The 21,806-nt window shown below is 71.3% G+C and carries 22 protein-coding genes and 1 pseudogene; 7 read left to right on the forward strand and 16 right to left on the reverse strand.

Annotated elements, in window-relative coordinates; genetic code table 11:
- Window positions 1–40 precede the first annotated feature (40 nt).
- The gene (locus GV126_RS14980) at window positions 41–622 is read left to right on the forward strand and encodes a VanZ family protein (RefSeq protein WP_159666672.1); all 582 of its coding nucleotides are present in this window, start codon (window positions 41–43) and stop codon (window positions 620–622) included.
- Between the two features lie 59 nt (window positions 623–681).
- Window positions 682–885, forward strand: coding sequence for a PspC domain-containing protein (locus tag GV126_RS14985; protein WP_159666675.1), 204 nt, complete (start codon window positions 682–684; stop codon window positions 883–885).
- Window positions 886–1,048: 163 nt separating this feature from the next.
- Here GV126_RS14985 and GV126_RS14990 read toward each other — a convergent pair whose 3' ends face one another.
- Both GV126_RS14990 and GV126_RS14995 read right to left on the reverse strand, forming a co-directional pair.
- Complete coding sequence (locus tag GV126_RS14990; RefSeq protein WP_159666678.1) at window positions 1,049–1,396, reverse strand: ATP-binding protein; 348 nt, start codon at window positions 1,394–1,396, stop codon at window positions 1,049–1,051.
- Window positions 1,397–1,523: 127 nt separating this feature from the next.
- Window positions 1,524–2,684 carry an adenosine deaminase gene (locus GV126_RS14995; protein ID WP_159666681.1) on the reverse strand — a complete coding sequence of 387 codons (1,161 nt, stop codon included), beginning with the start codon at window positions 2,682–2,684 and terminating at the stop codon, window positions 1,524–1,526.
- Window positions 2,685–2,798: 114 nt separating this feature from the next.
- Between GV126_RS14995 and GV126_RS15000 the strand changes: the two genes are divergently transcribed.
- Window positions 2,799–3,563, forward strand: a complete 765-nt coding sequence (locus GV126_RS15000; protein ID WP_159666684.1) for a prolyl oligopeptidase family serine peptidase — start codon at window positions 2,799–2,801, stop codon at window positions 3,561–3,563.
- A 200-nt stretch (window positions 3,564–3,763) separates the two neighbouring features.
- On the opposite strand, the gene GV126_RS15005 is transcribed toward GV126_RS15000, so the two are convergent.
- Entirely contained in the window at window positions 3,764–4,756 is a 993-nt protein-coding gene (locus GV126_RS15005) for a LysR family transcriptional regulator (RefSeq protein ID WP_159666687.1), read from the reverse strand.
- Between the two features lie 63 nt (window positions 4,757–4,819).
- Between GV126_RS15005 and GV126_RS15010 the strand changes: the two genes are divergently transcribed.
- On the forward strand, window positions 4,820–6,193 hold the full coding sequence (locus GV126_RS15010) for an MFS transporter (RefSeq protein WP_201299844.1): 1,374 nt from the start codon (window positions 4,820–4,822) through the stop codon (window positions 6,191–6,193).
- A gap of 150 nt (window positions 6,194–6,343) precedes the next feature.
- A complete protein-coding gene (locus GV126_RS15015; RefSeq protein ID WP_159666689.1) occupies window positions 6,344–7,357 on the forward strand; it encodes a sigma-70 family RNA polymerase sigma factor in 1,014 nt (337 codons plus the stop codon).
- Here GV126_RS15015 and GV126_RS15020 read toward each other — a convergent pair.
- Window positions 7,241–7,636, reverse strand: a complete 396-nt coding sequence (locus GV126_RS15020) for an STAS domain-containing protein (protein WP_159666691.1) — start codon at window positions 7,634–7,636, stop codon at window positions 7,241–7,243. The genes GV126_RS15015 and GV126_RS15020 overlap by 117 nt on opposite strands.
- A gap of 59 nt (window positions 7,637–7,695) precedes the next feature.
- Between GV126_RS15020 and GV126_RS15025 the strand changes: the two genes are divergently transcribed.
- Entirely contained in the window at window positions 7,696–8,616 is a 921-nt protein-coding gene (locus GV126_RS15025) for an AEC family transporter (RefSeq protein WP_159666694.1), read from the forward strand.
- Between the two features lie 7 nt (window positions 8,617–8,623).
- Here GV126_RS15025 and GV126_RS15030 read toward each other — a convergent pair whose 3' ends face one another.
- The 9 genes from GV126_RS15030 to GV126_RS15070 all read right to left on the reverse strand — a co-directional run bounded on the left by GV126_RS15030 (window position 8,624) and on the right by GV126_RS15070 (window position 18,942).
- Complete coding sequence (locus GV126_RS15030) at window positions 8,624–9,208, reverse strand: Uma2 family endonuclease (RefSeq protein ID WP_159673718.1); 585 nt, start codon at window positions 9,206–9,208, stop codon at window positions 8,624–8,626.
- A 94-nt stretch (window positions 9,209–9,302) separates the two neighbouring features.
- Complete coding sequence (locus tag GV126_RS15035) at window positions 9,303–10,586, reverse strand: thymidine phosphorylase (RefSeq protein WP_159666696.1); 1,284 nt, start codon at window positions 10,584–10,586, stop codon at window positions 9,303–9,305.
- A gap of 78 nt (window positions 10,587–10,664) precedes the next feature.
- Entirely contained in the window at window positions 10,665–11,069 is a 405-nt protein-coding gene (locus tag GV126_RS15040) for a cytidine deaminase (protein WP_159666698.1), read from the reverse strand.
- A complete protein-coding gene (locus GV126_RS15045; protein ID WP_159666701.1) occupies window positions 11,066–12,328 on the reverse strand; it encodes an ABC transporter permease in 1,263 nt (420 codons plus the stop codon). The genes GV126_RS15040 and GV126_RS15045 overlap by 4 nt, the downstream gene beginning before the upstream one ends.
- A complete protein-coding gene (locus tag GV126_RS15050; protein ID WP_159666704.1) occupies window positions 12,325–13,458 on the reverse strand; it encodes an ABC transporter permease in 1,134 nt (377 codons plus the stop codon). Before GV126_RS15050 ends, GV126_RS15045 begins: the two co-directional genes overlap by 4 nt.
- Window positions 13,455–15,008: an ABC transporter ATP-binding protein gene (locus tag GV126_RS15055; protein ID WP_185946779.1), complete on the reverse strand. Its 1,554-nt coding sequence runs from the start codon at window positions 15,006–15,008 to the stop codon at window positions 13,455–13,457. Before GV126_RS15055 ends, GV126_RS15050 begins: the two co-directional genes overlap by 4 nt.
- A 250-nt stretch (window positions 15,009–15,258) precedes the next feature.
- Window positions 15,259–16,305 (reverse strand): BMP family lipoprotein, encoded by a 1,047-nt coding sequence (locus GV126_RS15060; RefSeq protein ID WP_159666706.1) that lies wholly within the window; start codon window positions 16,303–16,305, stop codon window positions 15,259–15,261.
- 220 nt (window positions 16,306–16,525) lie between these two features.
- Window positions 16,526–17,602 carry a BMP family lipoprotein gene (locus GV126_RS15065; RefSeq protein ID WP_419795999.1) on the reverse strand — a complete coding sequence of 359 codons (1,077 nt, stop codon included), beginning with the start codon at window positions 17,600–17,602 and terminating at the stop codon, window positions 16,526–16,528.
- Between the two features lie 95 nt (window positions 17,603–17,697).
- Window positions 17,698–18,942: an RNA-guided endonuclease InsQ/TnpB family protein gene (locus tag GV126_RS15070; RefSeq protein WP_159666708.1), complete on the reverse strand. Its 1,245-nt coding sequence runs from the start codon at window positions 18,940–18,942 to the stop codon at window positions 17,698–17,700.
- Window positions 18,943–19,012: 70 nt separating this feature from the next.
- Here GV126_RS15070 and tnpA point away from each other — a divergent pair.
- Window positions 19,013–19,243, forward strand: a pseudogene (tnpA, locus tag GV126_RS15075) (IS200/IS605 family transposase); the annotation flags it as partial.
- Between the two features lie 140 nt (window positions 19,244–19,383).
- Here the strand turns inward: tnpA and GV126_RS15080 are convergent.
- The 3 genes from GV126_RS15080 to GV126_RS15090 form a co-directional block, all read right to left on the reverse strand.
- Window positions 19,384–19,758 carry a hypothetical protein gene (locus GV126_RS15080; protein WP_236570000.1) on the reverse strand — a complete coding sequence of 125 codons (375 nt, stop codon included), beginning with the start codon at window positions 19,756–19,758 and terminating at the stop codon, window positions 19,384–19,386.
- A gap of 77 nt (window positions 19,759–19,835) precedes the next feature.
- Window positions 19,836–21,014 (reverse strand): helix-turn-helix domain-containing protein, encoded by a 1,179-nt coding sequence (locus tag GV126_RS15085; RefSeq protein ID WP_159666711.1) that lies wholly within the window; start codon window positions 21,012–21,014, stop codon window positions 19,836–19,838.
- Window positions 21,015–21,081: 67 nt separating this feature from the next.
- Window positions 21,082–21,801, reverse strand: a complete 720-nt coding sequence (locus tag GV126_RS15090; protein ID WP_159666714.1) for a M48 family metallopeptidase — start codon at window positions 21,799–21,801, stop codon at window positions 21,082–21,084.
- Window positions 21,802–21,806 lie beyond the last annotated feature (5 nt).

Here is a 21,806-nt window from a genome sequence, read left to right on the forward strand (position 1 = left end):
GGGCGGAACCGAACGAGCCGGGGGAGGCGTCTTGGGGGGCGTGCAGCGTCAAGGCTCTCTCGGCGGCAGGGCCGCCCTCCGCCTCCGTGCGACGGGAGGCGGCCTCCTCGTCATCCACGTGGCGCTGGTCGCCTGGCTGATGCTGCGCCCCCTGGACGTGCTGTGGGTGGCGCCGCCCAATCTGCGCCCGCTGGCCACCGTCCGCGCCGACCTGGAACTGGGCTGGCCCGGCGCGGTCCGGCCGCTGGCCGAGGGGCTGGGCCTGCTGGCCCCGCTGGGCGTGCTGCTGCCGCTGGCGCACGGCCGGCTGCAGGTCTCCCCGGTCGCCTCCCTGGCCCGTACGGTCGCGGCGGGCGCCCTGGTGTCGCTGGGCATCGCCCTGCTGCAGACCGGGGTGCCCGGCCGGGTCGTGGACGTCGACACGCTGCTGCTGAACACCGTGGGTGTGGCCCTCGCCCACCTCGTGGTGGTGCCGGCGGCCCGCTCCCGGCTCCGCCGCAGGGCCGAGCGCCGCGGCGGGTTCGCCGTGCCCCGCCAGGACGCGGCTCAGGGGCGTACCCCGACGATTCCCAGGGTCGGGATCGCCCCGTGGAGCGACGCTGCGCCCCCTTCGTCTCCGTAACGTGGAAGACGGACGGGGCCCGACGGGGAGGTCCCGCACGACAGCCCACGGAGGCCCAGATGACCGCCCTTGCCCGCCCCAGCCATGGCCGTGTGATCGGTGGCGTGTGCGCCGCGCTGGCCCGGCGCTTCCACACCTCCGCGACGACGATGCGGGTGATCTTCCTGCTGTCCTGCCTGCTGCCGGGCCCGCAGTTCCTGCTCTACCTGGCGCTGTGGATCCTGCTGCCCTCGGAGGACAAGGCCGCCCGCACGGCCTGGTAGCGACAGAGGGCGGCCACCGCCCCGGCCCCGCGGCCCGCCGCGCACCGCGCACGGACACCGCCGGGCCGCCGGCCCTCCGCCGCACCGCACGCGAACGCCGCCGGGGCGCACCCTTCAGACCAAGGGGTGCGCCCCGGCGGCGTGCGGGGAGGGCGTCGAGGGGTCAGCGCACGGGCAGGCCGCTCACCGGAAGGCCGTCGAGCGACAGGCCCTGGGTGGGCAGGCTCTGCACGGGCAGTCCGCCGAGCAGTCCGCCCACCGGCTTGGCCGCCTGGACGGCGCCGAGGCCCGTCTCGACCGTGGGCGTGGCCTGGGCCAGCGCCGGGGCGGCGCCCGGCAGGGCCTTGGCGACGTTCTGGGCGGGGAGCACCTGGCCGACGGCGCCGACGGTGCCCAGGGTCTTGCCGGCGTCCGGGAGGGCCGGAGCGGCGTTCGCGGCGCCCGCGCCGGCGGCGGCGAAGGCGGCACCGAGGGCGGCGACACCGAGGGTCTTGGCGGCAGACTGCTTCATGAAACGCGTCCTTGGAATGGAGAGCGGGGAAATGAGCGGTCCATGACCGTAAACACGGCCCGCCGCCGACCGCAAACATCGAATTGCGGACGGGTGGTGAAGCCCGCCCGCGTCCGCATTCCCCCGTTCAGCCCTCCGGTGGCGCGGAAGGGCTGGTCGAGGCGGTCTGCCGGAACAGCCATTCGGATTTCAGGGCCGCGTATCCGGGCTTGATCACGTCATTGATCATCGCCAGCCGTTCATCAAAAGGAATGAAGGCCGACTTCATTCCATTGACGGTGAACCACTGCATGTCGTCGAGGGTGTAGCCGAATGCCTCGACCAGGTGCTCGAATTCCCGGCTCATGCTGGTGTGGGACATCAGCCGGTTGTCCGTGTTGACGGTGGCGCGGAAGTGCAGCCGCCGCAGCAGCCCGATGGGGTGCTCGGCGTAGGAGGGGGCCGCGCCGGTCTGGAGGTTGGAGCTGGGGCACAGCTCCAGCGGGATGCGCTTGTCGCGGACGTAGGAGGCCAGCCGCCCCAGCTCGACCGTGCCGTCCTCGCGGACGCGGATGTCGTCGATGATCCGCACCCCGTGCCCGAGCCGGTCGGCGCCGCACCACTGCAACGCCTGCCAGATGGACGGCAGGCCGAACGCCTCGCCGGCGTGGATGGTGAAGTGGTTGTTCTCCCGCTTGAGGTACTCGAAGGCGTCCAGGTGCCGGGTGGGCGGGTAGCCGGCCTCGGCGCCCGCGATGTCGAAGCCGACGACGCCCGCGTCGCGGTAGGCGTTGGCCAGTTCGGCGATCTCCAGGGAGCGGGCGGCGTGCCGCATCGCGGTGAGCAGCGCGCCGATCCGGATGCGGTGCCCCTCGGCGAGGGCGAGCCGCTCGCCTTCACGGAAGCCCTCATTGACGGCCTCGACGACCTCCTGGAGGCTCAGCCCGCCCTCCAGGTGCTGCTCGGGGGCGTAGCGCACCTCGGCGTAGACGACGCCGTCCGCGGCGAGGTCCTGGGCGCACTCGCGGGCGACCCGCACGAGCGCCTGCCGGGTCTGCATCACGCCGACGGTGTGGGAGAAGGTCTCCAGGTACCGCTCCAGCGAGCCGGAGTCGGCGGCCTCGCGGAACCACAGGCCGAGTTTTTCGGGGTCGGTGTCGGGCAGCTGGGTGTAGCCGCTCTCGCGGGCGAGGTCGACCACGGTGGCCGGGCGGAGCCCGCCGTCGAGGTGGTCGTGCAGCAGGACCTTGGGCGCCCTGCGGATCTGATCGGAGCTAGGGATTCCCGGGGGGACGGTCTGGCTCGTCATCGGCGCACTCTACGCCCGCGCGGGCGGCCGGCGCCCGGTGTACACGGCCGTCGATATGTAACGGTGACCGCACGGACGGGTGGCGTACACCGTCGCTTCTGACACTGTTCTGTCATGGCGCAGCAAGCGACGCCGGGTCGCACGGCCCGGCTGGGGAGGACGGTCGGCCCGCGGCCGGCGGCGGTGAGCGGAGCGGTGCTGTTGCTCCCCGGCGGCCAGGAGGTCTCCGCCCGCAGGCCGTCCGCGCTGCGGGCGGCCGCTTCCCTGGGCACGCTCGGCCGCCGGCTGGCCCGCGCCGGCCGCGCCGAGGGCCTGGCCACGCACGTGGTGCACTACCGCTACCGCGGCTGGAACGGCAGCCAGGCGCATCCGGCGCAGGACGCCGCCTGGGCGGTGGAGGAGGCCGTACGGCGCTACGGGGACGTGCCCGTGTGCCTGGCGGGGCTCGGCATGGGCGGCCGGGCGGCCCTGCACGCCGGCGGGCACGAGGCCGTCAACTCGGTGGTGGCGATCGCCCCCTGGCTGCCCGAGGACGACGTCGCCGCCTCCCCCGAACCGGTGAAGCAGCTCGTCGGCCGGCAGGTGCTGATCGTGCACGGCACGAACGACCAACGCACCGATCCCGAGCTGTCGTTCCGGTTCGCGGCCCGGGCGAAGAAGGCCAACCGGGACGTGTGCCGGTTCGAGGTGCACACCGACGGGCACGGGCTGCGCCAGTACCGCGACGAGGTCACCTCGCTGGCCGTGGACTTCGTGATGGGCGCGCTGTTCGGGCACGACTTCTCCCGGCCGGTGCGCGACGCGCTGGCGGCACCGCCGCCGCTCGGGCTGCGGATGCCGCTGGCGGCGGGGTTCGGCAGGTCGTTACGGCGGCGCTGATCCGGGCGCCGGGCGCTCCCCGGGACGTCACTGCCGGGGGCGGCGGCCGGGAGCGGCGGTCCGGCGGGCACGGGCCGGGTGCCGCACGGTCCGGCCGGGGCGGCAGCGCCGTACGGTCACAGCCGGGACAGCAGCGCCGTACGGTCACGGCTGGGGCAGCAGCACCGCACGGTCACAGCCGGGGCGGCGGCGCCGTACGGTCACGGCTGGGGCAGCAGGCGGCCCCGGCGGGAGAGCAGGAACTTCTTGAACGCCGCCACCGGGGGTGTCTCCGGCCCGCCCGCCGGCCAGGCGACGCCGATCTCGCGCACCGCGCGCGGGGCCGTGACCGTCAGTTCGGCCACCCCCGGGCGGGGCACGGCGGGCGGCGGCAGCAGGGCGACACCGAGCCCGGCGGCGACCAGGCCGCGCAGGGTCTCCGTCTCCTCCCCCTCGAAGGCGATGCGCGGGGTGAAGCCGGCCTCGCGGCACAGGGCGTCGGTGATGCGGCGCATGCCGTAGCCGGGTTCCAGGGTCACGAAGGACTCCTCGGCGGCCTCCGCCAGCCGGATGCGGCGGCGGCCGGCCAGCCGGTGGCCGGCGGGCACCACCAGGCGCAGCTTCTGCTCGTCCAGGCGGCGGGCCACCAGGTCCGGGGCGTCCGGCACGGGCGAGGTCAGGCACAGGTCCAGCTCGCCGGCGCGCAGCCGCTCCAGCATGGCTCCGCCGTGGTCCTGCACCAGGCTGAAGCGGATGCGGGGGTGATCGTCGCGGAAGGCGTGCAGCAGGTTGGGCACCGTCTCGGCGCCCATGGTGTGCAGGAAGCCGAAGGCGACCTTGCCGGTGGCCGGGTCGGCGTCCGCGCGCACCTCCTCGGCGGCGCGCTCGATCTCGGCGAGGGCGCGTTCGACGGAGCCGAGGAAGGTGCGGCCGGCGGGGGTGAGGGAGACGGTGCGGCCCCGGCGGGCGAACAGGGCGACGCCGAGGTCCTGTTCCAGGCGGACCAGGGCGCGGGAGAGGGGGGACTGGGGCACGCCCATCTCCTGCGCGGCGCGGGTGACGCGCTCGGTGCGGGCGACGCCGGCGAAGTGGGCGAGGCGGGGCGCGAGCAGGCGGGTGATGTCCTCACCGTCGGTTTCGCCGCCGTTCCGTTCGATGTCTTGTGTGTCACCGGACGGTGACAGCCGACCTCGTGACCTCTGCTGATGCACCATGGGAACGATTATGGCCAGTCCATGCATTGGACGGATCAGTGACGGCCTCCTTACCGTCGAGACATGAATCCCGCCGATACCGGGGCGTCCACCACCGTGGGCGCCGCACCCGCCGTCCCCGCCGCCGACGCGACCCCCGACACCGCCGCCGACGCCACTCCCGACACGACCGCGGACGCCACCGCCGGCACCGCCGACACCGGCCGCGCCGCCTCGTCCGCCGGCTCCCGGATGACCCCGGGCGGCCCCGGCTACCGCCGGATGAGCCTCGCGCTGTTCCTCGCCGGTGTCGCCACCTTCGCGCTGCTGTACTCCACGCAGGCGCTGCTGCCGCTGATCTCCGGGGAGTTCCACGTGGCGGCGGGCGACGCGAGCTGGACGGTGGCGGCGGCCACCGGCGGTCTGGCCGTCTTCGTCCTGCCGATGAGCGCCCTGTCGGAACGTTTCGGCCGGCGTGCGGTCATGACGGCGTCCCTGGCGGTCGCGGTGAGCGTCGGCCTGCTGGTGCCCTTCGCGCCCTCGCTGGGCGTGCTGGTGGTGCTGCGGGCGCTGCAGGGCGCGGCCCTGGCGGGCCTGCCGGCCTCCGCGCAGGCGTACCTGGCGGAGGAGGTCAGCCCCAAGGCGCTGGTCACGGCCATCGGCCTGTTCGTGGCGGGCAACAGCGTGGGCGGCATGAGCGGCCGGGTCATCACCGGCTGGGTCGCCCAGGAGTGGGGCTGGCGGGTCGCCGTCGGCGTGATCGGCGTGGGCGCGGTGGGCTGCGCGGTGGCGTTCCGCGTGCTGCTGCCGGCGCCGCGGCACTTCCGGGCCGGCTCGCTCCGCCCGCGGGTGCTGCTGGGCACGGTCCGCGACCACCTGGCCGACCCGCTGCTGCGCCGCCTGTACGCGATCGGCGCGCTGTTCATGACGGTGTTCGGCGGCGTCTACACCGTGATCGGCTACCGCCTGACCGAGGCGCCCTTCTCGCTGCCCCAGGGCATCATCGGGTCGATCTTCCTGGTGTACCTGGTGGGCACGGTGTCGGCGTCCACGGCGGGCCGCCGGGTCGGTCGGCTGGGCCGCAGGGGTGCCCTGTACCTGGCGGGCGCGACGACCGCGGCGGGCCTGCTGGTGTCGCTGCTGAACTCGGTGGTGCTCGTCCTGCTGGGCCTGGTGCTGATCACCGCGGGCTTCTTCGCCGGGCACGCGGTCGCCTCCTCGGCGGTCAGCAAGACCGCCACCCACGGCCGCGCGCAGGCCTCCGCGCTGTACCAGTCGGCGTACTACATCGGCTCCAGCGTCGGCAGCACGGTCGGCGCGACCGCCTTCCACGCGCAGGGCTGGCCGGGCACGGTCGGCGTGGGCCTGCTGGCGATGCTCGGCGTCGTGGCGATCACGCTGCTGGGGACGCGGGCGGCGAAGGCGGCGGCCCGGCACCGGGATCCGGCGACCGCCTGACGCCCTCTCGCTCCCGCTGTCGCGCCCCCGCTTCCACCTGCTGATTCTCCCGCTTCGGGGGCGAGTGTCAGTGGGCTGCGGTAGCTTCCGAAAGTGCCGGGCGCGATGAGGCGCCCGGACGGGAACGGCCGCAGGGGTGGGTGGACGACGATGGTCGACGGTACGGCGACGAAGGACCTGGACGCGCAGCTGGAGAAGTACCGCGTCGAGCTGACGGGCTACTGCTACCGCATGCTCGGCTCGTCCTTCGAGGCGGAGGACGCGGTGCAGGACACCCTGGTGCGGGCCTGGCGCAGCCACGAGAAGTTCGAGGGCCGCTCCAGCCTGCGCTCCTGGCTGTACCGGATCGCGACGAACGTCTGCCTGGACATGCTGTCGGCGGGCAGCAAGCGGGCCCGGCCGATGGATCTGACCGAGTCGACGCCGCTGGCCCGGGCGGCCCTCACCCCCCGCCCGGACCACACCTGGCTGGAGCCGATGCCGGACGGCCGGATCCTGCCGGCGGTCCAGGACCCGGCGGAGGCGGCCGTCGCCAAGGAGTCGGTGCGGCTGGCGTTCATGGCGGCGCTGCAGCAGCTGCCGCCCAAGCAGCGGGCGGTGCTGATCCTGCGGGAGGTGCTGGCCTGGAAGGCGAGCGAGGTCGCCGAGCTGCTGGGCACGACGGTCGCCTCGGTCAACAGCGCGCTGCAACGGGCCCGCGCGACCCTCGCCGAGCGCGAGGACCGGGGCGAGCGGGCGGCGGTGTCGGACCCGCTGGACGAGGAGCAGCAAAAGCTGCTGGAGCGCTATGTGCAGGCGTTCGAGGGGTACGACATGGCGGCGCTGACCGCGCTGCTGCACGAGGACGCGATCATGACGATGCCGCCGTTCGACCTGTGGCTCACCGGCGCGGCGGACGTCACCGGCTTCATGTCCACCATCGGCGCCTCCTGCGCGCACTCCCGCCTGGTTCCGGTGCGGGCCAACGGGCTGCCCGGGTTCGCCCAGTACAAGCCGGACCCGGACAAGGGCGGCTTCACACCCTGGGCCGTGCAGGTGCTGGAGATCTCAGGGGGCCGGATCGCCGGGCTGCACTGCTTCCTCGACACCCAGCGCTGGTTCCCGCTGTTCGGACTGCCCCTCCACCTGGAAGGAGAGCCCGACCAGATCGAGCAGGGCCAGTAGCGCCGGGTCGGGGTCCCGCAGCCGGATCCGCCCGCCCGCGCGGCGGGCGGTCAGCTGAAGCCGCGCCAGCAGCTCGACCGTTCCCAGCCCCGGCGGCCCGAGGCCGCCGGCCTCGCAGACGACCACCCGGTCCGCGCCGCCCGCACCGTCCGCCAGCAACGCCCGCACCCGGGCGCACAGCCCCGCCACCTCGCCCCGGCTGACGGGGCCGGGCAGCACGAGTACGGGCGGTGTCACGGCATCCACGCACGGTAGACCGGCGCGCCGCGCCGAACTCATCGGACCGGCGCCGCAGAGATCACATTGACCATCGGCGCCCCGCCGACCAGGGTTGGCATGTGCAGGGCGTGTTGAGCGGGTTCGCGGTGATCGCCGTCGTCATCGCGGTCGGGTACGGGATCGGCCGGCGCGGCTCGCTCGGGGAGCAGGGGCGGGAGGTGCTGACCCGGCTGGCGTTCCATGTGGCCACTCCGGCGCTGCTGTTCACCACGCTCGCCCGCGCCGACCTGTCGGTGGTCTTCTCCACCCGGCTGCTGGTGACGGCCGTCAGCACGGCGGTGGCGGCGGGCGTCTTCGTCGCGGTCGGCGCCGTACGCCGCTGGGGGGTGGGCCGCACGACGATCGGCGCGCTGTGCTCCAGTTACGTCAACGCCGGCAACCTCGGCATCCCGATCGCCTCGTACGTCCTCGGGGACGCCTCCCTGGTGGCTCCGGTGCTGCTGTTCCAGCAGATCGTCGTCACACCCGTCGCGCTGACCGTCCTCGATCTCACCGGCGCGGGTGACAAAAGACCCCTGTGGCAGCGGCTGCTCACACCCCTGCGCAACCCGATCGCCGTGGGCGCGCTGAGCGGCGTCCTGGTCTCCGCGGCCGGCCTGCGCCTGCCCGGCCCGGTGCGCGAACCCCTCACCCTGATCGGCAACATGTCCGTCCCGGCCGTCCTGCTCGCCTTCGGCATCTCCCTGCGCGGCAGCGCGGCCCCCGGCCGGGGGCGGGACGCCCATCTGGTCCGGCTGTCGGTGGCGCTGAAGTCGGTGGGCCAGCCGGTGGCCGCGTGGGCGCTGGCGGCGGGCGTCTTCGGGCTGCGCGGCGCCCCCCTGCTGGACGTGGTGGTGACCTCGGCGCTGCCCGCCGCGCAGAACCTGTACACCTACGCAAGCCGCTACGGGGTGGGCGAGTCGCTGGCGCAGGAGTCGATCCTGCTGTCCACGGTGCTGTCCGTGCCGGTGCTGGTGGCGGTCGCGGCACTTCTGGGGTGAGGGGACGTCAGTCGACGGGGAAGTCGCCGCTGTCGAGCACGCGGCCGAAGGGGGCCGGGAGTTTGACGGGCTCACCGAACTTGGCTGTGGTCAAGGGCCGGTAGACGTCCCCCCTCGGCTCTCCGTAGAGCGTCACGGTGGGACCATCGGGGGCCCAGCGGTCGACGAGCAGATACAGGGGGATGCCTGCGGCGGCGTAGGCCGCCGGTTTGCTGATCCGGTCGTGGCGTGCGTGGGACTTGGACGTGACCTCGACGACGAGTTCCGCGAGAGCGGCCGGGATGTGCGTGTCCGCTTCCGCGCACTCGGACAGCGGAGCCACCACGAGGTCCGGGATGAGCATGCCCAGGCGCGAGGGCACTGCGATGGCCAAGGTCTGGAAGATCTCCCAGTCTTCGGGGATCACGGAGTAGAGGCGACGCTGGATGCGGGCCGCGATCACGTTGTGACGGGCTGCGGGAGCAGGTGAGACGGTGATGATCCCCTCGATGATCTCCACCTTGCTGCCCTCAGGCCATTCCATCTCCTCCCAGAACCGGACGAGCTCGTGCCGGCTCTGCTCGGGATCGTGGCCCACGGTGAGTGCGCTGATGGCGGTTCTCCTATCGGTGCGTCACCGATCCCAGCATGGAACGGGACCGGTGCAGGTCCACCGATCCCGTTCACCCTTATGAGGAAACCGCAGGTCAGGCGATGCGCTCCAGCACCACCGGCGAGGCGGTGAAGTCCGTGCCGGGTGCCGCGATGTCGTACGCGCCCTCGACCGCCTGGAGGGCGTACTCGAAGCGCTCCGGGGTGTCGGTGTGGAGGGTCAGCAGGGGCCGGCCGGCCGTCACCGTGTCGCCCGGCTTGGCGTGGAGTTCGACGCCCGCCGCGGCCTGCACCGGGTCCTCCTTGCGGGCGCGGCCCGCGCCCAGGCGCCAGGCGGCGACGCCGATGTCGTAGGCGTCCAGGCGGGTCAGGACGCCGGAGGAGGGGGCGGTGACGACGTGCTGTTCGCGCGAGGTGGGCAGCGGGGCGTCCGGGTCGCCGCCCTGGGCGGTGATCATGCGGCGCCAGACGTCCATCGCGGAGCCGTCGGCCAGGGCCTTGGCCGGGTCGGCGTCCTTCAGGCCGGCGGCGTCCAGCATCTCGCGGGCCAGGGCGAGGGTCAGTTCGACCACGTCGGCCGGGCCGCCGCCCGCCAGGACCTCCACCGACTCGCGGACCTCCAGGGCGTTGCCCGCGGTCAGGCCCAGCGGGGTGGACATGTCGGTGAGCAGGGCGACCGTCTTCACGCCGGAGTCCGTGCCGAGGCCCACCATCGTCCGCGCCAGCTCGCGCGCGTCCTCGATCGTCTTCATGAAGGCGCCCGAGCCGACCTTCACGTCCAGCACCAGCGAGCCCGTGCCCTCCGCGATCTTCTTGGACATGATGGAGGAGGCGATCAACGGGATGGCCTCGACCGTGCCGGTCACGTCGCGCAGCGCGTAGAGCTTCTTGTCGGCGGGGGCCAGGCCGTCGCCGGCCGCGCAGATGACCGCGCCGACGCCGTCCAGGACGTTCAGCATCTCCTCGTTGGACAGCAGCGCGCGCCAGCCGGGGATGGACTCCAGCTTGTCGAGGGTGCCGCCGGTGTGGCCCAGGCCCCGGCCGGACAGCTGCGGGACGGCCGCGCCGCACGCGGCGACCAGCGGGGCCAGCGGCAGGGTGATCTTGTCGCCGACGCCGCCCGTGGAGTGCTTGTCGGCCGTGGGGCGGGCGAGGGAGGAGAAGTCCATGCGCTCGCCGGAGGCGATCATCGCGGCGGTCCAGCGGGCGATCTCGCGGCGGTTCATGCCGTTGAGCAGGATGGCCATGGCCAGCGCGGACATCTGCTCGTCGGCGACCTCCCCGCGGGTGTACGCGTCGATCACCCAGTCGATCTGCTCGTCGCTGAGTTCGCCGCGGTCCCGCTTGGTGCGGATGACGGAGATGGCGTCCATGGCCATGGGGTTCGCTTCCTTCCGGGAGTGCGAAGGGGGCGGCCCCTCCGGGCCGCGAAGGGCGGGTCGGAGGGGCCGCGTTCGTTACTTGCTGAGATGGTCCGGCCCGAAGGCCTGCGGCAGCATCTCGGACAGCGGGAGGATGCCCGCCGGGGTCTCCAGCAGCAGATCCGGCCCGCCGAACTCGTACAGCAGCTGCCGGCACCTGCCGCACGGCACGAGGATCTCGCCGTTGCCGTCCACGCAGGTGAAGTGGGTCAGCCGGCCGCCACCGCTGTTCTGCAGCTGGGAGACGAGCCCGCACTCGGCGCACAGGCCCACGCCGTAGGAGGCGTTCTCGACGTTGCACCCGGTGACGACGCGTCCGTCGTCGACCAGGGCTGCGACGCCGACCGGGTAGCCGGAGTAGGGGGCGTAGGCGCGGCGCATCGCCGCGCGGGCCTCCTCGCGCAGTGCCGTCCAGTCGACCGTCGGCGGCGTCGAAGTCACTTGCCCTGTCCCTTCCGGTACGGCAGGCCGTCCGCCTTCGGCATCCGCAGGTGCTGCGCGGACAGCGACAGCACCAGCAGGGTGACGATGTACGGGGTCGCGGTCACGACCTGCTTGGGTACGTCGTCGGTGCCCGCGTACCAGGCGAACATCAGCGCCGAGACCACGGCGGTGATCACCGCCGGGACGAACCGCTTGCGCCAGGCCAGGTACGCCACACCGAACACCAGCAGGATCGCCAGCAGCAGGATCAGCGCGTGGACATTGGTGGTGCCGCCGCGCAGGTTCAGGCTGTCGGTGTAACCGAACAGGCCGGCGCCCAGCGCGAGGCCGCCCGGCATCCAGTTGCCGAAGATCATCGCGGCGAGGCCGATGTAGCCGCGCCCGGCGGTCTGCCCGTCGAGGTAGACGTTGGAGGCCACGATGGACAGGAACGCGCCGCCCAGCCCGGCGAAGCCGCCGGAGATGATCACGGCCAGGTACTTGTACTTGTAGACGTTGACGCCGAGGGACTCGGCGGCCACCGGGTTCTCGCCGCAGGAGCGCAGCCGCAGCCCGAACGCGGTGCGCCACAGCACCCACCAGGAGGCCGGGACCAGGGCGACGGCGACGACGGTCAGCGGCGAGAGGTTGGTGAACAGGCCGCCGAGCAGGCCGGCGAGGTCGGACACCAGGAACCAGTGCTTGTCGTTGAGCGTCTGCAGCGCGTCCGACAGGCCGGGCACGGAGAAGGAGCCCAGCGAGTCGATCGGCGGGGACTGCTTGGAGGAGCCCTGCGGGGCGTCCTCGAAGGTGAACTTCGACAGGTAGCGGGTGGTGCCCAGCGCCAGGATGTTGATGGCCACACCGGAGACGATGTGGTTGACGTTGAACGTCACGGTGGCGACGGCGTGCAGGATCGCGCCGATGCAGCCGCCGACGATCCCGAACAGCACGCCGGTCCACGGCCCCCACTGGTAGCCGGCCCAGGCGCCGAACCAGGTGCCGAGGATCATCATGCCTTCCAGGCCGATGTTGACCACACCGGCCCGCTCGGCCCACAGGCCGCCCAGGCCCGCCAGGCCGATGGGTACGGCCAGGCGCAGCGCGGTGGACATCTGCCCGGTGGAGGTGATCTCGTTCGCGCCGGTGATCAGGCGGACGACCGAGGTCAGGACGAGGACGCCCGCGATGATCAGCAGGAGCACCGGCAGGGAGAACCGGCGGCCGCCCCGGCCGGACTGCTTCGCCTGCGGCTTGGCGATGGTCGCGGTGGTCATCGGGCCGCCACCTCCTTCTTCTCGGAGTTGTTCAGGGCGGCGGCCGCGGCGGCGAGTTCGGCGCCGACCCGCTTCTGCTGGCGGCGCAGGCCCCACTGGCGTACGGCCTCGTAGGAGATGACGACCGCGAAGACGATCAGGCCCTGCATGATGGTGGCGATCTCCTTCTCGTACGCCACCGGGGTGGCGTAGTCGAGGGCGGGAGAGGCCTTGTCGAGGAAGGCGATCAGCAGCGCGGCGAAGGCGATGCCGACCGGGTTGTTGCGGCCCAGCAGGGCGATGGTGATGCCGGTGAAGCCGAGGCCGGTGGGGAAGCTGAGGCTGTAGGTGTGGGCGTCGCCGAGCAGCAGCGGCAGACCGGACAGGCCCGCGACGGCGCCGGAGATCAGCATCGCGGTGAGCACCATCTTCTTGGCGTCGACGCCGGAGGCCGCGGCGGCGGTCTCGGACTCGCCGGTGGCGCGCAGGTCGAAGCCGAAGCGGGTGCGGTTGAGGACGATCCAGTAGACGACGCCCATGGCGACGGCGAGGAAGACCAGGCCGTAGATCTCGCCGACCTCCGCGCCCAGGTCGATGCCGGGGAACCAGCCGGACTTCTTCATGGTGCCGGTGGTCATGTTGTTGCCGACCTGCACGCCCCACACGCTGGACAGGGTCAGGTAGCCGATGAGGGCGGTGGCGATGGAGTTGAGCATGATCGTGGCGACGACCTCGCTCACGCCCCGGGTGACCTTCAGGACGCCCGCGATGCCGGACCACAGCGCGCCGGTGAGCATGCCGACCAGCAGCAGCACCGGGATCTGCAGGAACGACGGCAGGGCGAGGTGGGCGCCGACGACGGCGGTGATGACCGCTGCGAGCCGGTACTGGCCGTCGACACCGATGTTGAACAGGTTCATCCGGAAGCCGATGGCGACCGCGAGCGCGGCCAGGTAGTACATCGACGCCTGGTTGAGGATCAGCACCTGGACGTCGGAGTAGCCGGCCTGCTGCAGCATCAGCGTGTACGGCTCGATCGGGCTCTTGCCCGAGGCGATCAGCACGATCGAGGTCAGCACGATCGCCGCGACGAGCGCGATGACCGGGCCGGCCACGGCCAGGAGCACCCGCTCCTTGTCGAACTTCTTCATCGGGCCTCGCCCTCCGGAGCGGCGTGCGCCTCGTCGGTGTCGGTCGGTGGGTGGTCCAGGTGGCCGGAGGCGGCACCCGTCATGGCCGAACCCAGTTCCTCGGGGGTGATGGTGGCCGGGTCGGCGTCGGCGACCAGCCGGCCGTTGTAGATCACCCGCAGGGTGTCGGACAGGCCGATCAGCTCGTCCAGGTCGGCGGAGATCAGCAGCACGGCCAGGCCCTCGCGGCGGGCCGCGCGGATCTGGTCCCAGATCTGCGCCTGCGCGCCGACGTCCACACCGCGGGTGGGGTGCGCGGCGATCAGGAACTTCGGGTGGTGGCTCATCTCCCGGCCGACGATCAGCTTCTGCTGGTTGCCGCCGGACAGGGAGGCGGCCGTGACGTCGATGCCGGGGGTGCGGACGTCGTACTCCTCGACGATCCGGCGGGTGTCGGCCTGCGCGCCCTTGGGGTCGAGCCAGAAGCCCTTGGCGTTGGGGCGTTCGGTGACGTGCCCGAGGATGCGGTTCTCCCACAGCGGGGATTCCAGGAGCAGGCCGTGGCGGTGGCGGTCCTCGGGGATGTAGCCGATGCCGGACTCGCGGCGCTTGCGGGTGGGCCAGGGGGTGATGTCCTGGTCCTGAAGGGTGATGGTGCCGGAGTCGGCGGGCTTGAGGCCGATGAGCGCCTCGATCAGCTCGGTCTGGCCGTTGCCCTCGACGCCCGCCAGGCCCAGGACCTCGCCGGCGTGGATGGTGAAGCTGATGTCGTCCAGGACGGCCCGGCCGCCCTCCGCCTCCAGGCGCAGCTTGTCGACGGTGAGGACGGGCCGGTCGGTGACGGTGGACTCGGCGGTCTCCGGGGTGGGCAGCTCGCTGCCGACCATCAGCTCGGCCAGCTGGCGCGGGGTGGTCTCGGAGGGCACGGCGGTGCCGACCGTCGTACCGCGGCGTATGACGGTGATGTCGTCGGCGACCGCGAGGACCTCGCCGAGCTTGTGGGAGATGAAGATGACGGACAGGCCCTCGGACTTCAGCTCGCGCAGGTTGGCGAAGAGCGCGTCCACCTCCTGCGGGACGAGCACGGCGGTGGGCTCGTCGAGGATGAGGGTGCGGGCGCCGCGGTAGAGGACCTTGAGGATCTCCACGCGCTGGCGGTCGGCCACGCCGAGGTTCTCCACCAGGGCGTCGGGGCGCACCCCGAGGCCGTAGCGGTCGGAGATCTCCTCGATCTTCCTGCGGGCCGCGCCGCCGATGCCGTGCAGCTTCTCGCTGCCCAGCACGACGTTCTCCAGCACCGTCAGGTTGTCGGCCAGCATGAAGTGCTGGTGGACCATGCCGATGCCGCGCGCGATGGCGTCGGCGGGGCTGTGGAAGGCGACCTGCTCGCCGTCGACCGCGATGGTGCCCTCGTCCGGCTTCTGCATGCCGTACAGGATCTTCATCAGGGTCGACTTGCCGGCGCCGTTCTCCCCGACGAGGGCGTGCACGGTGCCCTTGCGGACCGTCAGGTGGATGTCGTGGTTGGCGACGACTCCGGGGAATCGTTTGGTGATGCCCGCGAGCTCCACCGCGACGGTCGGGGAAGCGGTGGGCGGAGGGCTGCTGGACGCGTCGATGGCGCACTCTCCTCAGGAAAGGGGCCGCGGCTCTACGCGCATAGCGCCCCTGCTGTACACAGTGCCCGGACCCGGCCGGTGCCGTGTCAGGCGGGATCCGGTCCGAGCATTCTGCCGCGAACGGGGTGCGCTTCGACCTTGCGCGCGCACCCCGTTCCGCAGTCGTGACCGACAGGTCCGACAGGTTCCGCGGACCCTCGGGTCAGGAGGTCTTGACCTTGATGGTGCCGTTCTTGATGCCTTCCTCGGCCTTCTTGACCGCGGCCTGGACATCGGCGTTGTTCTTGAACACCGGGTTGGACTCCGACAGGCTCACGCCGCCGGTGGCCAGGCTGGCGCGCACCTCGCCGGTCTGCGGCTTGCCGTCCTTGACGGACTTGGCCAGGTTGAACACCGCGCCCGCGACGTCCTTCATGGCCGAGGTGAGGATCGAGTCCTTGTACTTGGCCAGCGCCGCCTGCTTGTACTGGTCGGAGTCGACGCCGATGGCCCAGATCTTGTGCGCGGCGGCCGCCTTGATGACGCCCTGGCCGGACAGGCCGGCGGCGGCGTAGACGACGTCGGCGCCCGCGTCGATCTGGCCGTTGGCCGCGTTCTCGCCCTTGTCCGGGCTGGCGAAGCCGCCCTCGGCGGCGGTCTCGGTCAGGTACTGCGACTTGACCTTGACGCCCTTCTTGGTGTCCTCGACGCCCTGCTTGAAGCCGGCCTCGAACTTGTGGATCAGCGGCACGTCGACACCGCCGACGAAGCCGACGACGTTCGACTTGGTCGTCTTGGCGGCGGCCACACCGGCGAGGTAGGAGGCCTGCTCCTCGTGGAAGACGAGGTCGGCGACGTTGCTCGCCTTGATGGTGTCGTCGTCGACGATGCCGAAGGTGACCTTCGGGTACTTGGCGGCGACCTCCTTGACGGCCGGCGCGTAGGCGAAGCCGACGCCGATCACCGGGTTGTAGCCCTGCTTGGCGAGGGTCTCCAGACGCTGGACCTTGTCGGCGTCCGACTCGCCGTCCTGCGGCTCGACGGCCGCGGACTTGTAGCCGAACTCCTTGTCGGCCTTCTCCATACCCGCCGTGGCGGCGTCGTTGAAGGACTGGTCGCCCTTGCCGCCGACGTCGTAGGCGAGAGCGAGACCGAGGTTCTTCTTGCCACCGCCGGCCGACTCGCTGGACGAGCTGCCACAGGCGGATACGGTCACGGCGAGGGCTGCGGTTGCGACACCCGCAACGGCGATACGGGACACCCGGCGCATGGAACGAGACTCCTTCGTGCAAGCGCCCGGACCAGGCGCTGGTTCCGCCGCAGCGTAACGCGCGTAGACCAGACGGAAAACCCCTTCTGTCCCCTCCGTTATCGAGCTGTGGCCACACCGGTGGCCGCTCATACGGACGGCGGCGGGACCCTCACGGAAGGCGAGGGACCCACCGGCACGCGGGGGCGGGAGCCACCGGCGCGCGGGCGCCGGAGGCGCCCTAGCGCGCCTCGACGGTGACCTTGCCGTCGATGATGTCCTGCCTGGCCTTCTCCACCGCGGCCACGACGTCCTTCATCGCCCGGTAGCGCGGGTTGGAGTCGGCGAAGCCGACGCCGCCCGACTTCAGGTCGCCGCGCACCTCGCCGCTCAGCGGCTTGCCCTGGACGACGGACCGGGTCAGCTCGTAGACCGCGCCGCCGACGTTCTTCAGGGCCGAGCCGAGGATCCAGTCCTTGTAGTCGGCGAGGCTGCTCTGCTTGTACTGGTCGGAGTCGACGCCGATCGCCCACACCTTGTGCTGGGCCGCCGACTGGATCACGCCCTGCCCGGACAGGCCGGCCGCGTGGTAGATGACGTCGGCGCCCGCCTCGATCTGGCCGCTCGCCGCGTCCTTGCCCTTGTCCGGGCTGGAGAAGCCGCCCTCCTGCGCGGTCTGCGTCAGATACTGCGACTCGATCTTGATCTTCGGGTCGACCGACCGCGCCCCCTGGTCGAAACCGGCCTCGAAGGTGTGGATGAGCGGGACGTCCACACCGCCGATGAAGCCGATGTGGTGCTTCTTGGTGGCCTTGGCCGCCGCCACACCCGCCAGGTAGGAGGACTGCTCGGCGTCGAAGAGGAGGTCGGCGACGTTCTTCGCCTTCACCGTGTCGTCGTCGACGATGCCGAAGGTGACCTTCGGGTACTTGGCGGCGACCTCCTTGACGGCGGGGGCGTAGACGAAGCCGACGCCGATGACGGGGTTGTAGCCGGCCCTGGCGAGCTGTTCGAGTCGCTGCACCTTGTCGGCGCTGGACTCGTTGTCGCTGGGCTCGACGTCCCGGCCGCCGATCCCGAACTCCTTCTCGGCCTTCTGGAACCCGGCGAAGGCGGCGTCGTTGAAGGACTGGTCGCCCTTGCCGCCGACGTCGTACGCCAGTCCGATGCCCTTGCCGGAGTAGGTCCCCGCGGACGCGGAGGATCCGCCCCCGCCGGACTCCGTGCTGGACTTGCCGCACCCGGCGGCGGCGAGCGCGAGGACCGTGACGGCCAGCGCGGCGCGGGAGAACGTCGTCTTCCGGGACTTCGTACGCACAGCAGTTCCCCTTCCGGCCCACGGCACCGTCACCGGCCCGCATCCGCCCGCCCCTGGCCGCGGGGCGATTGCGGCGCACATTGAAGTGCCCCGGTCTAAAAGTACAGGGATTCCACCCTGGGTCCTCTGACCTTTCCGGGGCTTCCTGCTTCATCGCGCTGTGCGGGCACGTGTGCCCGTCTTACCGGGGCTCCACAGGCGTTTAGCGTCTCCGCCCGTCCAGCGGCGACGATGCGACGCCCTTCGAAGAGGACGTTGCAGGCTGCGTTGTGGTCGCGGTCAAGCACGGTGCCACATGCGCCGCAGGTCCACTCCCGGACGTGCAGGGGCTTGGGACCGTCCCGGAATCCGCAGGCCGAGCAGACCTGAGAGGACGGGAAAACACGGTCCACCTTGGCGAAGACGCGGCCGTGCTTGACCGCCTTATACTCCAGCATGCCGACGAACGCGGACCATCCCGCGTCGTGCACGGACTTGGCGAGCCGGGTACGGCCGAGGCCGGACACCGCGAGGTCTTCCACGTACACCGCTTGGTTGTCGCGAATGATCTGCGTGGATGCCTTGTGGTGGAAGTCCCGGCGCCGGTCCGCCACCTTGGCGTGCTGGCGTGCGACCTTGATGCGGGCCTTGGCCCGGTTCTTCGATCCCTTCTGCTTGCGGGCCAGCTCCCGCTGAAGCCGCCTGAGCTTCTTCTCAGCGCGGCGCAGAAAACGCGGGCTGTCGATCTTCCGGCCGTCGGACAGGATCGCGAAGGCGGACAGGCCCAGGTCGATACCGCACTCCGCTTCCACCTCGGGGAGGGTGTCCGGCTCGGTGTCCACGACGAAGCTGAGGAAGTACCGACCACAGCTGTCCTTGATGACAGTCACAGAAGTCGGGGCGGCCGGAAGCCGCCGCGACCACGTGACCTTGAGGTCGCCGACCTTGGCCACGTACACCGTGCCGTCGTCCTTCAGGGAGAAGGCGTTGGTGTTGAGGCGGATCGACTGCCGGGTGTCCTTCTTCGTCTTGTAACGGGGAGGGCCGACCTTGCGGCCGGGCCGCTTGCCCTTGAGGCCGTCGAAGAAGTTCTTGTAGGCGGCGTCCAGGTCTCGTAGGGACTGTTGCAGGACAACCGCCGACACCTCCGTGAGCCAAGCGCGTTCCTCGGTCCGTTTGGCCTGGGTGATGCGAAGCCGGGACAGCTCAGCCGAGGTCACATAGGGCAGCCCCGCCGCGTGGGCTTTCTTCCGGTCGCGCAGGCAGTCGTTCCATACCACGCGGGCACACCCGAAGGCCCTGGCCAGCGCTCGCTGCTGAGAGGTATCCGGATAGGCCCGGTAGTTGTAGCGGAGCTGCACGCTCAAGATCCTGACGCGATTGGTCTACGGATGGAACGACCACAGACGCGGTGGACAAGGCGTTTCGGCGATGCATGTGCGTCGGGTCTTTGTGACGGAGTATCGACGTGAGGTCTGCAAGGACGAGATGTTGACACCTGCGAAAGACATCATGCGCAAGGTCTGCGAGCACTTTGAGGCGGAGCTGGAGGAGTTCGACGGCGGACGCGAGCGCGTCCACCCGTTGGTGCACTATCCGCCCAAGGTCCCCGTCTCCAAGCTGGTCAACAGCCTCAAGGGCGTCTCCGCCCGCCGGATGAGGCAGGGGCTCACCGGCCGGATCAATCAGGCCGTCATGCATGGAGACCGCGCCGCCGTAGCGTGGGGACAGGACAGTCCAGGCAGGCGCCTTCCAGCCGTCGTGCCCCGGCAGTCGGCGGACATCTTCCCGGATGCCGGTGGTCATTCATCGGCCGTCGGCACCTCATCGATCTCCTCCGCGTCGTCGCCGAGAGTCGGATCGGTGACCCCGAGACGGATGCCGCGAGACTCCGATACCCGGAGCACATCGGCCAGGCTCTCGGTCAGGCGGAGCGCGATGAGCTTCCATTCATGGACGCCGAGCCGCTCGGATTGCTCCAGCAGGCCACGAGACTGGAAGAGCACTTCGTGGCCGTCCCGCATCTGTTCGGCTTCTATCGCGTCCGCGAGCCCGGACAGCACGCCGCCCTCGCTTCCGGCCGACAGCCAGCACGGCTCTCCCTCGTGCGTCCAAGGCAGCAGTCGCGGCGACTTCACGCTGCCGCTCGCGTCTTCACGCATCGTTCCGTTGCCCATGCCACCAACGTACGGAGGCCGACTGAGCCGCGTCGATGGCACTTTGCTCCGGGGCCGACCGGGAATGCCACAGGGCGTCACACGGGCAGTGAGACCAGGTCGGCCAACTCCCGCATCTCGGGGGTCAGCGTCCGACGTTTGCTCACGATGCGCTTGAGGACGTCTGTGGCCAGACGCTGATGCGACAGCCACTGCGGGGAGCCGGCGCGGATCTTCTGAAAAGTGTCCACTGCCTCCGCGTACTGGCGCAGGTGCGTCTGGGCTCCGGCGACGTCCAGGAGGTGCCGGTTCCGGTTGTTCGAGGTCGGTTCCAGGGTGTCCACGGGAATCCTGGCGGCCAGGGACAGCACGTCGTCGGGCCGCCCGGCCACCATCGCGTTCTCCGCTCGCTTCAGGGCCACCGTGACAGGCCCGAAGGCGCGGAGGAAGTCACCGTCCGGTGTGCACTCCTCTCCCAGTGCCACGGCAGCCGAGCGAGCCAGTCGTAGGGCGTCCTTGGCCTCTCCAGGGCGGTTGTCCCGGATCGCCGCAGCCGACAGGCGAAGCAGGAGCCAGCCCCAAGTGCTCAGCTCTGCCGAGGTGGCACGGGACATGCGCGGCTCGACCTCGTCAGCCCAGTGAGCGGCCAGCTCCCGGGCCTCCGCGAGTTGCCCTCGACGAAGCAGGAGCCAACACCGGACGTTGGCGGAAGCGGCGGCCTGTATGCGGTCAGTGGCGTCGTCCATGGCCCGTTCCAAGGCCATGTCGGCGGCATCGAACTGCCGCGTCTGGGTCATCAGCCAGCCGGTGAGCTCCAGCAAACGTGCGCGGAGCGGCCGGCCACGGGGGTCCGTTTCGGTGAAAACTTCGATATCGCGCAGGAGGGGCGGCAGGGCCGTCACGAGGTCGGCGAAGCGGTCGCCGGCGAACAGGGGCACGACCGCCCGAAGGGCGTCCCTCACACCGTCGTAGGTAGGTTCTTCCGAAAGCCGGTCGGTCGCGGGAGGCGCCGCCAGAGCGGTGTGCACGGGCGCCCAGTGCTCTTCTGTTTCCTCGTCCGCTGCGACATTCGCATGCTCGGCGATGAGTCGGGTCGTGGGCACCTTGAGGGCGTTGGCGAGCCGACGTGCGGTCTCCAGGCGTGTGTCATCGCGCTCGCCCTGCTCCAGCTTGCGGATGAGGGAGACGGACACGCCGGAGAGTTCGGACAGCTCGCGCTGGCTCAGGCCACGACGCTTACGGATGCCCTGAAGCCGTACACCGAGGTTGGCGCTCATACTCCGAGAGTACGGCGTCGGACACCCCGCGAAGCCGGATCCGCGGGGCACCTGGGGGTGACCACCATCAGGAGGCGGAAGGCAGCCAGATCATTGCGCCCCACTCCTCCAGTCTCTGCCGTCGGGCCTCGTAGTCCGGAAGGGCACGGCACACGGTGCGCCAGAACTCCGGGGAGTGGTTGGGCACGTGCATGTGGGCCAGTTCATGGACGAGTACGTAGTCTACGAGGGCGGGAGGCAACTGCATGACCGCCCAGTGGATGTTGAGTGCGCCCCGGGCCGAACACGAACCCCACCGGTAGCCCAGCGGCCGGACGATCAAGTCGGCGGGGGGAGCATCCAGGGCCTTCGCCCAAGGGCCGACCCGCCGGGGAAGCCAGTGTCTCCCTCGCTCCACGTACCAGGCCACCAACACGTCACTGGCGATGTCCGCGCAGTCCCGCCGCAGCTGGAGCCTTCCCTGTGCCAGCGCCACCGGGTGGGGCGCCGCGCCCACGATTCTCAGCCGGTGGCTGCGCCCGAGATAGAAAAATCCCTCTCCGTCCACGAAGCGGCGAACCGGTCGGTGTTCCACTTCCGCCTCACGGCTGCGGACCTTGGAGTAGAGCCAGGGCAACCGACTGCGGACGAGTTTTTCCAGAGTCATGTGATCGGTGCCGGCGGGAACGGCCGCGACAATCCGCGCGTCGCGCTCCACCGTGACCCGGACGCTCTTACGTCCGGGCACGGGGCGGACCTCGATGACCAGACCGCCGATGTGCAGCGGTTCGGCCGGGGGGTCGTGCATGAACG

Origin of the sequence: Streptomyces mexicanus (assembly GCF_902506575.1) — a bacterium.
Lineage (GTDB): Bacteria > Actinomycetota > Actinomycetes > Streptomycetales > Streptomycetaceae > Streptomyces > Streptomyces mexicanus.

What these genes read in the sequence shown, in the direction of transcription:
- GV126_RS14985 (WP_159666675.1), top strand. Translation starts at nt 682, where the DNA reads ATGACCGCCCTTGCCCGCCCCAGCCATGGCCGTGTGATCGGTGGCGTG.
- GV126_RS14990 (WP_159666678.1), bottom strand. Translation starts at nt 1,396, where the DNA reads ATGAAGCAGTCTGCCGCCAAGACCCTCGGTGTCGCCGCCCTCGGTGCC.
- GV126_RS14995 (WP_159666681.1), bottom strand. Translation starts at nt 2,684, where the DNA reads ATGACGAGCCAGACCGTCCCCCCGGGAATCCCTAGCTCCGATCAGATC.
- GV126_RS15000 (WP_159666684.1), top strand. Translation starts at nt 2,799, where the DNA reads ATGGCGCAGCAAGCGACGCCGGGTCGCACGGCCCGGCTGGGGAGGACG.
- GV126_RS15005 (WP_159666687.1), bottom strand. Translation starts at nt 4,756, where the DNA reads ATGGTGCATCAGCAGAGGTCACGAGGTCGGCTGTCACCGTCCGGTGAC.
- GV126_RS15010 (WP_201299844.1), top strand. Translation starts at nt 4,820, where the DNA reads ATGAATCCCGCCGATACCGGGGCGTCCACCACCGTGGGCGCCGCACCC.
- GV126_RS15015 (WP_159666689.1), top strand. Translation starts at nt 6,344, where the DNA reads ATGGTCGACGGTACGGCGACGAAGGACCTGGACGCGCAGCTGGAGAAG.
- GV126_RS15020 (WP_159666691.1), bottom strand. Translation starts at nt 7,636, where the DNA reads ATGAGTTCGGCGCGGCGCGCCGGTCTACCGTGCGTGGATGCCGTGACA.
- GV126_RS15035 (WP_159666696.1), bottom strand. Translation starts at nt 10,586, where the DNA reads ATGGCCATGGACGCCATCTCCGTCATCCGCACCAAGCGGGACCGCGGC.
- GV126_RS15045 (WP_159666701.1), bottom strand. Translation starts at nt 12,328, where the DNA reads ATGACCACCGCGACCATCGCCAAGCCGCAGGCGAAGCAGTCCGGCCGG.
- GV126_RS15050 (WP_159666704.1), bottom strand. Translation starts at nt 13,458, where the DNA reads ATGAAGAAGTTCGACAAGGAGCGGGTGCTCCTGGCCGTGGCCGGCCCG.
- GV126_RS15060 (WP_159666706.1), bottom strand. Translation starts at nt 16,305, where the DNA reads ATGCGCCGGGTGTCCCGTATCGCCGTTGCGGGTGTCGCAACCGCAGCC.
- GV126_RS15080 (WP_236570000.1), bottom strand. Translation starts at nt 19,758, where the DNA reads ATGGGCAACGGAACGATGCGTGAAGACGCGAGCGGCAGCGTGAAGTCG.
- GV126_RS15085 (WP_159666711.1), bottom strand. Translation starts at nt 21,014, where the DNA reads ATGAGCGCCAACCTCGGTGTACGGCTTCAGGGCATCCGTAAGCGTCGT.
- GV126_RS15090 (WP_159666714.1), bottom strand. Translation starts at nt 21,801, where the DNA reads ATGCACGACCCCCCGGCCGAACCGCTGCACATCGGCGGTCTGGTCATC.